Genomic DNA, 13,497 nt, shown 5'->3' with positions numbered 1-13,497 from the left:
AAGGCTGTTCGTATCTGTGAGAATTGCTGGAATGATAGTAAAGAACGCGTATTACTGAATGAATGGCATGAATTATGCTTCTCTTGTAAACGACAGACACCATTTTGTCATATGAGAGAGGGGAAGTATTTATGCTGTTAGAGATCGTAGCGATCCTTGTATCTTTGAGTCTACTAATGTTTTTTGCATATCGAGGCTATCCCGTTATCGTATTTGCCCCCATTTTTACTCTGTTGGCTGTCGCTTTATCTGGCTTAGCGTTATTGCCAAGCTATACAGAGACATTCATGAGCAATGCAGCTAATTATATTAAGGCATTTTTCCCCGTCTTTTTATTGGGAGCGATTTTCGGTAAGGTGATGGAATTGAACGGAGCGGCTGGTTCTATCGCACAGACAATTGTCAAAGGATTAGGAGCAAAGCGTGCAGTGTTATCCATTGTATTAGCCTGTGCAATCCTTACCTATGGTGGCGTTTCCTTGTTCGTTGTAGCTTTTGCGGTCTATCCCTTTGCAGCAGCTCTTTTCCGGGAAGCGAATATCCCGAAACGCTTGATTCCGGGGACGATTGCTTTAGGAGCGTTTACATTTACCATGGATGCGTTACCCGGTACACCACAGATTCAAAACATTATCCCAACCAATTACTTTGGGACAGATGCCTATGCGGCTCCGCTAGTAGGAATTGTGGGAGCCTTCCTGATTTTTCTGGGCGGGATGCTGTGGTTGGAAAAACGTCGCAACCAGGCGGCTATAGCGGGAGAGGGATATGGTGACAATCATAAGAATGAGCCAGAAGCAAAAGAAACTGAAAAATATCCTCCTATTGCCTTGGCTATCTTGCCTTTGTTGCTGGTGCTTCTCACTAATTTTCTGTTAAGCAGAGGATTCATTGCGGTCGATAGCTGGTATGATCCGGCTATGCTTAACGAAAAATTTAAGATTGAAAATGTGAAGACGGTAGCTTCTTCATGGGCTTTGATCATTGCGTTGTTAGTAGGGGTTATTTCAGCTTTAGCTATCAATGTAAAAACGGTGCACAGCAAGCTAGCGGCAGGTCTTACAACAGCAGCCATGGGGGCTTTGCTTGCCATCTTTAACACGGCCTCTGAGGTGGGCTTTGGGAACGTGGTAAAGACATTGCCCGGCTTTCAAAGCATTCAGGGTTGGATTTTGGGAGCAAGTGATCATCCATTGGTCTCTGAGGCCTTAGCGGTAAATGTACTGTCTGGAATGACTGGTTCCGCCTCTGGTGGTTTGTCGATTGCCTTGGAGGTAATGGGCAAACAGTATGTAGAGCTAGCAAATGCCGCTAATATTTCCCCAGAACTCCTACATCGGATTGCTTCCATGGCCTCAGGGGGGATGGATACGCTGCCTCATAATGGTGCTGTCATTACATTATTGGCTATCACGGGGCTTACGCATCGTCAGTCCTACAAGGATATTTTTGTTATTACTGTTTTGAAGACAGTAACGGTTTTCCTATTGGCTTTCGTGGTTTCCATTTTCTAATGAGATGAGGGCGGAAAAGGGAAGAAATAAAGGATGTTGCCATGATGATAAGGAAGAGGAGAAATGTCGTATGGGGTTGCTAGATCAAAGAGTAGCATTCATCACTGGGGCTGCGAGCGGTATTGGTTATGAGATGGCTAGGCATTTTGCTAAGGAAGGAGCAATTATTGCCATCGCTGATCTGAATGCAGGAGCTGTTGCTGCGTCGACAGAGAGACTACGTCAGCAGGGGTATAAGGTGATCGGCTTACCCTGTGATGTTTCAAATGAGGAGCAGGTTGCAGCCAGCGTCCAACGAGTTGTCGAAGAGTATGGCAGATTGGAGATTTTAATCAATAATGCTGGTCTACAGCATGTGTCTTCAATTGAGGAATTTCCGACAGAGCGTTTTGAGCTACTGCTAAAGGTCATGCTAGTGGGGCCTTTTCTAGGCATTAAGCATGCTTTCCCTATTATGAAACAGCAGGGATACGGTCGGATTTTAAATATGTCATCCATAAATGGGCTTATCGGATTTGCTGGAAAAGCGGCCTACAACAGTGCCAAGCATGGAGTAATTGGATTGACGAAAGTAGCCGCGTTAGAGGGAGCAGTACATGGGATTACAGTAAATGCCTTGTGTCCCGGCTATGTTGACACTCCTTTAGTACAAAATCAACTGAAGGATTTGGCTATTACTCGTAACGTACCTTTAGAAAAAGTATTGGAGGAAGTCATTTACCCTTTAGTTCCTCAGAAGAGATTGTTGTCCGTTGAGGAGATTGCAGACTATGCCTCTATGCTGGTAAGCGATAGATTAAAGGGAGTGACAGGCATTGCCGCCGCTATTGATGGCGGATATACCGCTCAGTAAAAGAACCATTATGAGCAACTGTAATGAGAAAAAGCAGGTAACAGAAAAGGAGTAGAGAAGTCCTTTGGCTATTACCTGCCTTTCTATCTATTTTCTTATTGGAAAGAAAACGTAATTTCTTCTAAAGCTTCATTAAAATCAACGGTCATGCTTTTATCTTCAATAAACCACATATCATCTTGTTCAAAAAAGAAGGTCATGCCTTCAACCGTACTGGAGAGTGCAATCTCATTCGGTTCGGTTTTAGAAATCCCCATGGAATAGCTTTTATGTAGGCTAGTGCCTCCGCCGTATCGGACGAAAAAGCGAATGAAATCGCCTGATTTAAAGCCCCAGTCTTTTTTGAACCAAGCAAGTGCCTGTGGTGTAATGGTAATGGACATTGAGAGCCACTCCTTCATCATGTCGTCTGGAGATTGGTCGATACAGAAGTATCCTTTTATGTAGCATACCAGATTTTTATTGAAACATGATAGGATATAAGTGTAAAGTCTAAAAAAGTTAGTTAAAAAAATCCAGGCAAACGTGTGAGAAACATCACATACATATACATAGTTATCGAGTAAGATAAGAGTGCACCAAGGAGCTGAATAGAAAAAGATAGCCCCAAGGTGGTTTATAAGGAATTGCTTTTATGCGCTACTTAACATCAATAACAAAAGTTCCTTGTAAACTAGAATGTGAAAAATTTCACTTTCGCTTTATTTTTTTAACGCGTACGTGAAAAAAATTCACTAAATCTGTGGATACAATGCTTTCTTATTTAATAAGGAGGAAGAAACCATGAGCAATGAAGTAAAAGTGCAGGAGCAAGCAAAAGAAGAGGCAGTAAAAACAATGATTGATACCTTGGTCGAGAATGGTAACCAAGCGTTAAAGGACTTTGCTAATTACGATCAGGAGCAAATAGACAGCATTGTAAAAGCAATGGCATTAGCCGGGTTAGATAAACACGTATATTTAGCAAAATTGGCTCATGAGGAAACAGGACGCGGTGTTTTTGAAGATAAGATGATCAAAAACATTTTCTCTACAGAATATATTTATAACAGCATTAAAAAGGATAAAACAGTTGGTCTTATCCGTGAAGATGAGCAGAATGGCATCATCGAAATAGCTGAACCGATTGGGGTAGTAGCAGGGGTTACACCAGTAACAAACCCGACCTCTACCACCATGTTCAAAGCAATCATTTCTATTAAAACACGAAACCCAATTATCTTCGCCTTCCATCCATCTGCACAGAAATCTAGTGCAGAAGCGGCGCGTACATTATATGAAGCAGCAATGAAAGCTGGTGCTCCAAAGAATTGCATTCAGTGGATCGATCAGCCTTCCCTAGAAGCAACCAAACAATTGATGAATCATCCAGGCACAGCTCTTGTATTAGCAACAGGTGGAGCCGGTATGGTGAAATCAGCTTATAGTACAGGGAAGCCGGCACTTGGTGTAGGTCCTGGTAACGTACCTTGCTATATTGAGCGGACTGCGGTAATCGAGCGTGCAGTAAATGATTTGATTTTATCCAAAACATTTGACAATGGTATGATTTGTGCTTCTGAGCAAGCCGTGATTGTTGATGCACCAATCTATGAACGAGTTAAACAACTGATGATCTCTAATAATTGTCACTTTTTGACGGCTGATGAAAAGGCCAAAGTGGAGAAATTGGTCATAAATGAAAATACATGCGCCGTTAATGCGGATATCGTAGGAAAACCAGCGGCGGTTATTGCAGAAATGGCTGGTATACATGTAGATCCGGAAACGAAAATTTTAGTAGCAGAATTGACAGGTGTAGGCCCTGACCATCCATTATCTCGTGAAAAATTAAGTCCTGTTCTTGCATGCTATAAGGTGAAAAATGCGGATGAAGGCTTCCGCCGTGCTGAAGAAATGCTTGAATTCGGCGGCTTGGGACATACAGCGGTTATCCATACAGAAGACGATGATCTTATGGAAGCATTCGGAATGAGAATGAAAGCTTGCCGTATCGTAGTGAATGCTCCATCTTCTCAAGGTGCAATCGGGGATATTTACAATGAATTCATCCCATCCCTAACGCTTGGTTGTGGTTCTTATGGTCGAAACTCTGTATCTACCAACGTTAGTGCTGTGCATATGATCAACGTCAAAAAGGTGGCGAAACGACGCGTGAACATGCAATGGTTTAAGATTCCAGAGAAAATTTACTTTGAGAAAAATTCTATTCAATATCTGCATGATATGCCTGATATCTCTCGTGCTGTAATTGTGACAGACCCAGCTATGGTAAAACTAGGCTATGTAGATAAGGTATTGAGAAATCTGCGCAGTCGTTCTCAATACGTCCATTGCAAAGTGTTTAGCGACGTAGAGCCAGATCCATCTGTAACAACTGTACGGAAAGGAACCGAGCTCATGGTGGATTTCCGTCCTGATGTGATCATTGCATTAGGTGGCGGTTCTGCGATGGACGCAGCGAAAGCGATGTGGTTGTTCTATGAATATCCAAATGAAGAATTCCAAAACCTATACCAAAAATTCTTGGATATCCGTAAACGCGTTTATAAATTCCCTAAACTAGGTCGCTTAGCTAAATTCGTAGCGATTCCTACCACCTCTGGTACTGGTTCTGAGGTAACACCATTTGCGGTAATTACTGACCGTGAGAAAAACATGAAATATCCAATTGCTGATTATGAATTGACTCCTGATGTGGCGATCCTTGATCCGCAATTTGTAATGACTGTACCAAAGGTAATCACTGCTGATACTGGTATGGACGTCCTTACTCACGCGATGGAAGCGTATGTATCTGTAATGGCAAATGATTTCACAGATGGTCTGGCATTAAAAGCCATTCAACTTATCTTTGAATACTTGCCACGTGCCTATAAAGACGGTGGAGACGAGGTCGCCCGTCAAAAGGTCCACAATGCATCTTGCATAGCAGGTATGGCTTTTGCGAACGCATTCCTTGGTATCAACCACAGCTTAGCACACAAGTTGGGGGCTGAATTCCATATTGCACACGGTCGTTCCAATGCGATTTTAATGCCACATGTTATTCGCTTTAATGCGACTGTTCCGAATAAATTCGCATCTTTCCCTCGATATGAAAAGTTCATAGCACATGAGCGCTACGCAGAAATCGCTCGGTTGTTAGGACTTCCTGCTAAAACAACAGAAGAGGGTGTAGAAAGTTTAATTCAAGCCGTCATTACATTAGGAAAATCTTTAGATATCCCAATGAGCATTGAAGCGAATGGAGTAACGAAAGAAGACTTCGAAAAAGAAGTGGATCGCTTAGCAGTTCTCGCATTCGAAGACCAATGCACTACGGCTAACCCTAAAATGCCATTAGTTACTGAGCTTGCAGAGATTTACCGAAACGCATTCAAAGGCGTGTAGAGCTACACAAATTTGTGTTAGCTATACCATATAGTTTCTCCTTTCCGATTTCATATGATAACCTTCCCTTCACACTACTAAATTGGGCGAGCCGAATCAGGCTCGCCGTTTTTTTCTTTTCCTGCGCGACAGCAATCTTATTACTTTAACTGCTATCTTCTTACTATGTAAAAAATTTTACTAAGCGTTTGTTAATTTCAGCATATTTCAGAAATTATATTTACAGTCTTCAAAAAATCAGATAATGTATTACAAAAGAACATAGCAGTACAGTTGAGAGAGCAGATAGAGAAGAGTAGATAGGTTTTTAGTAAACAGTGCAGGTTAGACCAGTATAGTACAGGGTTTATAGAGCTGAGGAGGAGAGTTTAGATGAGAAAAGTAACAGGTTTTATTATGTCTATTGGATTAGCGTTGTCATTAGCTGCATGTGGTGCTGCACCAACTGCAAAGCAGGAGGGAGTAACAGCAGCTGGACAAGATACATCAGATAAGCAGGTCAAAATTGGTGTATCCCAATTTGTACAGCATCCTGCCCTAGATTCCATTTATCAAGGAATTAAGGATGGATTAAAAGATAAAGGCTTTGAAGAGGGTAAAAATCTGGAAGTAGATTATCAGAACGCAAACGGCGAACTGAATAATACCATCACAATTGCTCAGAAATTTGCGAGCGACAAGAAAGACGTGGCAGTGGCGATTGCTACTCCGTCCGCTCAATCGTTGGCTAAAGCTATTGAAGATGTTCCAGTAGTATTTACTACAGTGACAGATCCTGTATCAGCAGGATTAGTGCCTTCTTTAGATAAACCAGATAAGAATGTAACAGGAACTTCTGATAAATTGTCAATGGAAGTGCAGTTGCAGCTCGTTCAAAAGTTCATTCCTACCATCAAAAAAATCGGTGTCATCTATACTACATCAGAAGTAAATGCAGAGGTTCAGGTTAAGGATTTACAGGCGGCTGGTCAAAAAATGGGTATCGAAGTAGTCCCAGCAGGCATCAGTAGTCAAAATGAAGTGCAAATGGGCGCTCAATCCTTACTTGGCAAAGTGGAAGCTATTTTTATCCCGATTGATAATACAGTGGTTGCTTCCATTGAAGGCGTGCTTGGTGTAGCGGAGAAGGCTAAAGTACCGGTGTTTGCATCCGATATGGATACGGTAAAACGCGGTGCAGTGGCTACGTATGGCATTGATTATTACAAGATGGGCAAACAGACCGGGGAAATGGTCGCGCGTATTCTGAATGGTCAGAGTGTGGCAAATACACCGGTTGAAGTTGGAAAGGATACCGAATTGGTCATTAACGAGAAGGCTGCTCAAAAGTTTGGTTTGACTATTTCAGATGATTTGCGTAAAGAAGCGAAAGAAATCGTGAAATAACAAAGGGGGCAGCGATGCCCTCTTTTTGGCGTGCGATTAGACAGGGTATTGCTTGAAGAGAGCAAAAATCCTTTAATGTAGAAGGTTGAGATTAGTAAGCTGAGACGAGCACAGGAGGATGACAGATGAGTGTAGCAATGATGGGAGCTTTGGAACAAGGATTATTATTTGCTGTAATGGCTTTAGGTGTTTATCTTACGTTTCGCATTCTTAACTTTCCTGATCTAACAGTAGATGGGAGCTTTGCCTTAGGTGGAGCAATGGCAGCTACCTTGATTTCGGAAGGAACAAATCCTGTATTAGCTACTTTAGTTGCCACAGGAGGTGGAGCATTAGCGGGAGCTTTTACAGGAGTACTTACTACGAAGGGGAAAATTAACGGGCTACTTGCAGGGATTTTAACCATGATTGCCCTATACTCGATTAATTTACGAATCATGGGTAAATCAAATGTTCCCCTATTACGTGAAACGACACTGTACTCAATAGCAAAGGATATGTCTATTCCAGACTTCACGGTGAATGGTATTACATTGTTTTCAGGAGTTGCGTTCCTTTTCCTAGGTGGAGTTTTTCTCTTAAAAGGAATCTTGGATTATTTTTTACATTCTGATATAGGGCTTGATCTGCGTGCTACGGGAGATAACCCAACTATGATACGGAGCTATGGTGTTGGTACGGATGGAACGTTAATTATGGGACTGGCCCTATCTAATGCACTCGTGGCCTTATCTGGGGCGCTGATTGCCCAATTTCAAGGGTTTGGCGATGTAAACATGGGAATCGGTATGATTATCATTGGACTCGCCTCTGTTATTATTGGAGAAGTGATTGTTGGCGATAAGAGTATCATGAGAGCTACATTTGCAGTTATTATGGGCTCCTTATTGTACCGATTTGTCATTGCTTATGCACTAAAAGTTGGTCTGTCACCTGGGGATATGAAGCTGATTACCGCTTTACTAGTGATTGTGGCACTTACTTTACCGAATGTATTGCGTGGGATGAATAAGCACCTGCCTGTCTTAGGTAAAGGAGGGAATAAATCATGCTAAAGCTAACAGATGTATCTAAGCTATTTTATAGAGGAACCGTAAACGAGAAGATTGCTTTACAGCAAATTCATTTACATTTGATGCCGGGTGATTTTGTAACCGTAATAGGCAGTAATGGAGCGGGTAAATCAACATTGCTAAATATGATCGGCGGAGCCTTGTTGCCGGATGGTGGACAAGTATGTATTGATGGGAAAGATGTAACACGCAGGGGAGAGCATCAACGCGCCAAATATATAGGTCGAGTATTCCAAGACCCAATGGCGGGAACCGCACCTCATATGACTATTGAGGAAAATCTAGTTATCGCACTAGCGCGAGGGGAGCGGAGATTGTTCCGACTAGGGGTCACGAAGTCAAAACGGAGCTTCTTTCGCGAACAACTGAGCATTTTGGAGCAAGGGCTAGAAGATCGCTTGCAGGCTAAGGTGGGTCTATTGTCTGGAGGTCAACGTCAAGCTCTAAGCTTGTTAATGGCAACCCTGACTAAGCCAAAAATCTTGCTATTAGATGAGCACACCGCAGCGCTTGATCCGAAGCGGGCAGCACTGATAACAGCACTGACTAAGCGAATTGTCGAACGTGATCAGCTAACGACTCTCATGGTCACACATAACATGGAGCAGGCACTTTCGCTAGGAAATCGATTGCTGATGCTGCATGAGGGCAAAATTATTTTGGACGTAGGGCAGGAGCAAAAAGCTAGCATGACGACAAAAGAGCTGTTACAGGCTTTTGAAACAGCGCGGGGCGAGAGCTTTACAGAGGATCGATATTTACTGTCGTAACAAACGAAACTATGAAAATACAAAAGCCAATGCTTATGGACAAAGAACCTAGGCATTGGCTTTTTATATGAAAATCCCTATTAGCCGTTGATCAGACGACCAATGATTGGATAGTAGTACGTTCTACCTGTAAGAGAGTAGAAAATACCTTTGATTGGGCAGTAGAGAGCCATGATTCCGAACACGATGAGGAACGGAATACCAATTAGTATAAACGACAAAGCCCAAGAAATACCGATCAATACAGACATGGAAATATGGAAAACGAGTGCTTGCAGAGCTACGTTTTTGACATAGCGATCAGATGCAAGTAACCAAATAAGAATGGGCCCGATGATGGGAGCAAAAAAAGTGCTGGCATGGGAAAGTAATTTTAACACTTGATTCATTTCCATAGCAAAAACCTCCTATTCGTTAAGGCAAATATCACGTAAGTAACAATAGATTCACATGATATCATGTTCCTAATGAATTTTCAAAATGTCATACTCAAAATATTTCTTTGTTTTACACTTTTATTTTACAAGTGAATCAATGTTTTTTATACCAGCAAACGAATGATTTTTATCTCCTCCTAGAGACTGAGAGGAATAGTTAAATGAAAGCTGAACAATTGTCGAAATATATATTTGATTTATCGAAAAAAATAAAAAAATGTAAAAGGATTTTAAGATAATGAAAAGAATGGTAAAAAGATACCCGAATAATGAGTTTTTATAGGAGGAAAGGAAGGTTTTTAGATGAAGTGGAGAAAGACAATGTCTGCGCTGCTTGCCACCGCGCTGCTTTTTAGTACAATGGCAGGCGTACCAAGCATTACGGAAGCTAAGAGTAAGAAAGATACCAAACAGCAAAAGCATCATCAGAAGAAGAAAAAAGACAAAGAAACGACAAAAGACAATTTTTCACCCGTAGACGAGTCTAGTCTTAACCTCGATCGTTTAGTGAAAAATCTACAGGCAAGAGGCATTATCGCTGAAGATGCTACTCAGGATGAGATTCGAGATTCTATCAAGGAATATCTGGAGGATAAGCGTATACCGAGCGGGCCAGATACCTCAAGCTCATTTGGTGCTGAGGCAAAGCGGAGTCAAGAAGCTGCTAAAGAAGAGGTCATCCAGAATGTAGCTGAATTTAAAGGAAAGAAGCGTTCTAGAAATTTTGATGACAATATGTTTGTTGATAATATCGTTGTTAGTCTCATTGAGTTTCCCGATCGGCTTCACAATGAATTACCAAAAGTGAAGGATTCGATCTGGACGGCTGATTTTAATGAAGAGCATTATGAAAAAATGCTGTTTGAACCGGGCGGATATACTACGCCGGAGGGAACTTCAATGACCACAATGGCTAAATATTACGAAGAGCAATCGCGTGATACTTGGTCCGTAAATGGGATAGTAACACCTTGGATAACCGCTAAACATTCCTATAAATACTATGGGAAGAATAGGAATGGTGGGGATGCTCACCCACGTGAGCTAGTTATTGAATCCTTGGAGCAGGTAGGTAAGGCAATCGCTGGACATGAGGAGGAATACGATCAACGTGACCCTTACGATCTTGATGGGGACGGAGATTTAAATGAACCGGATGGCATTTTGGATAATCTGATGCTGGTACATGCCGGTATCGGAGAAGAAACAGGGGAGGATGACGATGCGATCTGGTCACATCGTTGGACGCTGGAAGAGCCTGTTAAGATACCAGGAACCAATCTACTTGCATATGATTATATGATTCAACCAGAAGATGGAGCGCCAGGTGTTTTCAGTCATGAGTATGGACATAATTTGGGCTTACCGGACTTATATGATACGAATAAAGGCGGACACGATTCTCCAGTTGGAGCTTGGTCATTAATGTCAAGCGGTAGTCACACAGGCTATGTATTTCAAACAGAACCAACTAGTCTTGATCCGTGGTCTAAGATGATGCTGCAAGAAATGTACGGAGGCAAATGGGTATCTCCGAAGGTAGTAGATTATGCTGACCTTCGCAAGAAACAGAAGTTTACATTGCATGAAGCGGTAAACAAAGATATTGATAATAACATGGTACTTAAAATTGATATGCCTGAGATTATGAAGGATGCACCAACGAAGCCCTTCCAGGGTAAATATTCTTATTTTTCGGATGAGGGTGATAATTTAACTAGTACGATTACCACTCCTGAAATTGATCTCACGGATGCTACGGAAGCAACAATGACTGTAGATATGTGGAGGAGTATTGAAAAAAATTACGATTTCTTATACCTAAATGCTATTGATGTAGATACAGGCGAGGAGGAATTAGTAGAGGATTGGAGCGATGATCCCGAGGATTGGGAGGAAGTAGAGATTGATCTCTCTGATTATGTCGGGAAAAAAATGAAATTCCAATTCGAATATGTGACAGATGCTGCTATGACGAAGCAAGGAGTATATCTGGATAACATCGTAGTATCAGTTGATGGTGAAGAGGTATTTATAGATGACGCAGAAGGGAAGCCTAAGATGGATTTAGACGGCTTCACTCAATTCGATGGAAAAGGGAAAAAATATGATGCCTATTATCTCGTAGAATTGCGCTCTTATAACGGTGCTGACGAAGGATTGAAATATTTTCGCCGTGGAGAAACATTTTTAACCTATGATCCTGGAATGGTTATTTGGTATTACGATGGGAGATATGGTGCAACTGAAGATAATAAAACCAGTTTGCATCCTGGTCATGGAATGCTTGGCGTGGTTGATTCCCATCAACAAATAAAATATTGGGACGATAACAAGAAGAAACCAGCCGATGCGCGTTACCAAGTAAGTGATGCTGCATTTAGTCCAAATCGTACCAGTGAAATTAATCTTGATTATATCTTGGGAAAGATGTGGAGTCCGTCGAGGAAGGGTGTAACAACCTTCTCGGATGAAAAGGATTACTCGATGCCAGGCTTAGAGGATGTAGGAATGGTACTGCCACAGGTAGGTCTTACCATCAAGATTAAGGATGTCGAGGAGGACTTCTCAAAGGCTACAATTGAAGTGTGGAAAGACTAGAGAATAGGACAAAAAAAGACGACTTGTTAGAAAGTCTTCACCAAAAATTAGAAAATAGGTTACATGAATTCGAGCATTTGTGATAACATATGAATTGTTGGAAACAGCAACCTATTTCGACAAAAAATTACAAAAAATATTGTCGATCCGCATAGAAAAACCGCAGGTGGCCGAACACCTGCGGCGATCGCAAATAGTCGTACGGGGTAGGTAGCCGTTCGAGTCAGCCATGGCCACTTTTCTGTTTAGTAGACAGACTAGTGGTCATTTCCGTTTGGCAGAGGCGGTCAGCAAGGCTATGATGAGTGTCCCAAACGTAATCATCAATGATAAGCCTTCATACACTGACATATGCCCACCCCCTTTCCGTGGGGATACGGTCCGCCTTACCGTCGTTTGACTTATCTGCTTAAAATTTATTATATCATGATATTTTCCTTTGTTGTATTATTTTGTAAAATGTCATGATTGTTAAATCATTTTTAGACCGCTGATTAAAATAATAACGCAAATCATGTAGCGTAAATGAATGGTAGGTACTTTAAGAGCAAGCAAACTCCCAATAAAAACACCGGGAATTGAACCTGTTAACAGTTGGAACACGGTAGCATAATTTATGTTTCCATATAGGATATGAGTAAAACCAGCAGCAGTAACAAGAAAAAAAGCGTGAGCAATATCGGTTCCGACCGTTGAGGCACCTCGCATTTGAAAAAGGTAAAGCAAAACAAGGGCAAATAGGGAACCGCTGCCAACAGAGGTAAAGCCTACGATAAAACCTAAGATGGCCCCTGCAGTAATGACTAACATACTTTTTTCTTGCGTCGTTTTTAGTTGCCATTTGTTTGGCTTCACTTCTTTATGAGATTGAATCGTTTTGATCAGCATGACAATAGGAATGAGAATCAGCGCAAAACCTAATACCTTTTTTACTACTACATCAGCCGAACCGAAATTTGTTTGTATCCAATGTAGAGAATGAACGGCGAGAATGGCGCTGGGTACACTTCCAATACCTAAGTAGAATACAATGGTCCAGTCCACCGTTTTTTGTCTCCAATGCTGGAGAGTACCAAATATTTTTGTAATGGAGTTGTAGACAAGGTCTGTTCCTACGGCGATCGTTGGTTGAATTCCCATCATGATTAAGAAGGGCGTCAGTATTGCTGCCCCACCTACTCCTGTTAATCCGACAAGAAAGCCAACTAATACACCGATGAGAGTTAATGAAAGATCGATCATGCGAAACCCTCTCTTCTGTGGGCGAATGTACCTTACATGGTATGGAGCAGAGAGAATCAGGGTGCGTATCGATCAAAAAATGGGCGAGGGGCAGTTGTTATGTGCTAACTGCGTTTCTATTGTTGACTGTATATGGAAAGATTCGCTACAATGAATGCGAATCTATTTATGAAAAAAATCACTTCTTAGCTATAGACTTTCGAGTAAATATTCCGCTGTTATAGGATA

11 protein-coding genes are annotated in these 13,497 nt (G+C 41.7%); 7 read left to right on the top strand and 4 right to left on the bottom strand.

Features of this window, described 5'->3' with window-relative positions; all coding sequences use genetic code 11:
• Positions 1-131 precede the first annotated feature (131 nt).
• A complete protein-coding gene (locus BRLA_RS20520) occupies positions 132-1,514 on the top strand; it encodes a GntP family permease (protein WP_003334451.1) in 1,383 nt (460 codons plus the stop codon).
• 76 nt (positions 1,515-1,590) lie between these two features.
• Positions 1,591-2,367 carry a 3-hydroxybutyrate dehydrogenase gene (locus tag BRLA_RS20515; protein ID WP_041752689.1) on the top strand — a complete coding sequence of 259 codons (777 nt, stop codon included), beginning with the start codon at positions 1,591-1,593 and terminating at the stop codon, positions 2,365-2,367.
• Positions 2,368-2,462: 95 nt separating this feature from the next.
• On the opposite strand, the gene BRLA_RS20510 is transcribed toward BRLA_RS20515, so the two are convergent.
• Positions 2,463-2,750 carry a HesB/YadR/YfhF family protein gene (locus tag BRLA_RS20510; RefSeq protein WP_003334454.1) on the bottom strand — a complete coding sequence of 96 codons (288 nt, stop codon included), beginning with the start codon at positions 2,748-2,750 and terminating at the stop codon, positions 2,463-2,465.
• Between the two features lie 400 nt (positions 2,751-3,150).
• Here BRLA_RS20510 and adhE point away from each other — a divergent pair, with 400 nt between their 5' ends.
• From adhE to BRLA_RS20490, 4 genes are all read left to right on the top strand, one after another.
• On the top strand, positions 3,151-5,760 hold the full coding sequence (gene adhE, locus BRLA_RS20505; RefSeq protein ID WP_003334455.1) for a bifunctional acetaldehyde-CoA/alcohol dehydrogenase: 2,610 nt from the start codon (positions 3,151-3,153) through the stop codon (positions 5,758-5,760).
• Positions 5,761-6,132: 372 nt separating this feature from the next.
• Positions 6,133-7,146, top strand: a complete 1,014-nt coding sequence (locus tag BRLA_RS20500; RefSeq protein ID WP_003334456.1) for an ABC transporter substrate-binding protein — start codon at positions 6,133-6,135, stop codon at positions 7,144-7,146.
• Positions 7,147-7,271: 125 nt separating this feature from the next.
• The gene (locus tag BRLA_RS20495) at positions 7,272-8,201 is read left to right on the top strand and encodes an ABC transporter permease (RefSeq protein ID WP_003334457.1); all 930 of its coding nucleotides are present in this window, start codon (positions 7,272-7,274) and stop codon (positions 8,199-8,201) included.
• Positions 8,195-8,989, top strand: a complete 795-nt coding sequence (locus BRLA_RS20490) for an ABC transporter ATP-binding protein (protein ID WP_003334458.1) — start codon at positions 8,195-8,197, stop codon at positions 8,987-8,989. The genes BRLA_RS20495 and BRLA_RS20490 overlap by 7 nt, the downstream gene beginning before the upstream one ends.
• A gap of 80 nt (positions 8,990-9,069) precedes the next feature.
• Here the strand turns inward: BRLA_RS20490 and BRLA_RS20485 are convergent, their stop codons facing one another.
• Positions 9,070-9,384 (bottom strand): DUF4870 domain-containing protein, encoded by a 315-nt coding sequence (locus tag BRLA_RS20485; RefSeq protein ID WP_003334459.1) that lies wholly within the window; start codon positions 9,382-9,384, stop codon positions 9,070-9,072.
• Positions 9,385-9,729: 345 nt separating this feature from the next.
• On the opposite strand from BRLA_RS20485, the gene BRLA_RS20480 reads away from it, so the two are divergent.
• Entirely contained in the window at positions 9,730-12,027 is a 2,298-nt protein-coding gene (locus BRLA_RS20480) for an immune inhibitor A domain-containing protein (protein WP_041752414.1), read from the top strand.
• 264 nt (positions 12,028-12,291) lie between these two features.
• On the opposite strand, the gene BRLA_RS23870 is transcribed toward BRLA_RS20480, so the two are convergent.
• Both BRLA_RS23870 and BRLA_RS20475 read right to left on the bottom strand, forming a co-directional pair.
• Complete coding sequence (locus BRLA_RS23870) at positions 12,292-12,378, bottom strand: putative holin-like toxin (protein ID WP_113756953.1); 87 nt, start codon at positions 12,376-12,378, stop codon at positions 12,292-12,294.
• Positions 12,379-12,498: 120 nt separating this feature from the next.
• Complete coding sequence (locus tag BRLA_RS20475; RefSeq protein WP_003334461.1) at positions 12,499-13,269, bottom strand: sulfite exporter TauE/SafE family protein; 771 nt, start codon at positions 13,267-13,269, stop codon at positions 12,499-12,501.
• Positions 13,270-13,497 lie beyond the last annotated feature (228 nt).

The organism is Brevibacillus laterosporus LMG 15441, assembly GCF_000219535.2.
Taxonomy (GTDB): Bacteria; Bacillota; Bacilli; order Brevibacillales; family Brevibacillaceae; genus Brevibacillus_B; species Brevibacillus_B halotolerans.
Note: the sequence above shows the minus strand (reverse complement) of the source record. Positions and strands in the feature narration are given on the sequence as shown.

Excerpts from the sequence above, each read along its gene's own strand:
- BRLA_RS20520 (WP_003334451.1), top strand. The coding sequence starts at position 132 with ATGCTGTTAGAGATCGTAGCGATCCTTGTATCTTTGAGTCTACTAATG.
- BRLA_RS20510 (WP_003334454.1), bottom strand. The coding sequence starts at position 2,750 with ATGTCCATTACCATTACACCACAGGCACTTGCTTGGTTCAAAAAAGAC.
- adhE (WP_003334455.1), top strand. The coding sequence starts at position 3,151 with ATGAGCAATGAAGTAAAAGTGCAGGAGCAAGCAAAAGAAGAGGCAGTA.
- BRLA_RS20500 (WP_003334456.1), top strand. The coding sequence starts at position 6,133 with ATGAGAAAAGTAACAGGTTTTATTATGTCTATTGGATTAGCGTTGTCA.
- BRLA_RS20495 (WP_003334457.1), top strand. The coding sequence starts at position 7,272 with ATGAGTGTAGCAATGATGGGAGCTTTGGAACAAGGATTATTATTTGCT.
- BRLA_RS20490 (WP_003334458.1), top strand. The coding sequence starts at position 8,195 with ATGCTAAAGCTAACAGATGTATCTAAGCTATTTTATAGAGGAACCGTA.
- BRLA_RS20485 (WP_003334459.1), bottom strand. The coding sequence starts at position 9,384 with ATGGAAATGAATCAAGTGTTAAAATTACTTTCCCATGCCAGCACTTTT.
- BRLA_RS20480 (WP_041752414.1), top strand. The coding sequence starts at position 9,730 with ATGAAGTGGAGAAAGACAATGTCTGCGCTGCTTGCCACCGCGCTGCTT.
- BRLA_RS23870 (WP_113756953.1), bottom strand. The coding sequence starts at position 12,378 with ATGTCAGTGTATGAAGGCTTATCATTGATGATTACGTTTGGGACACTC.
- BRLA_RS20475 (WP_003334461.1), bottom strand. The coding sequence starts at position 13,269 with ATGATCGATCTTTCATTAACTCTCATCGGTGTATTAGTTGGCTTTCTT.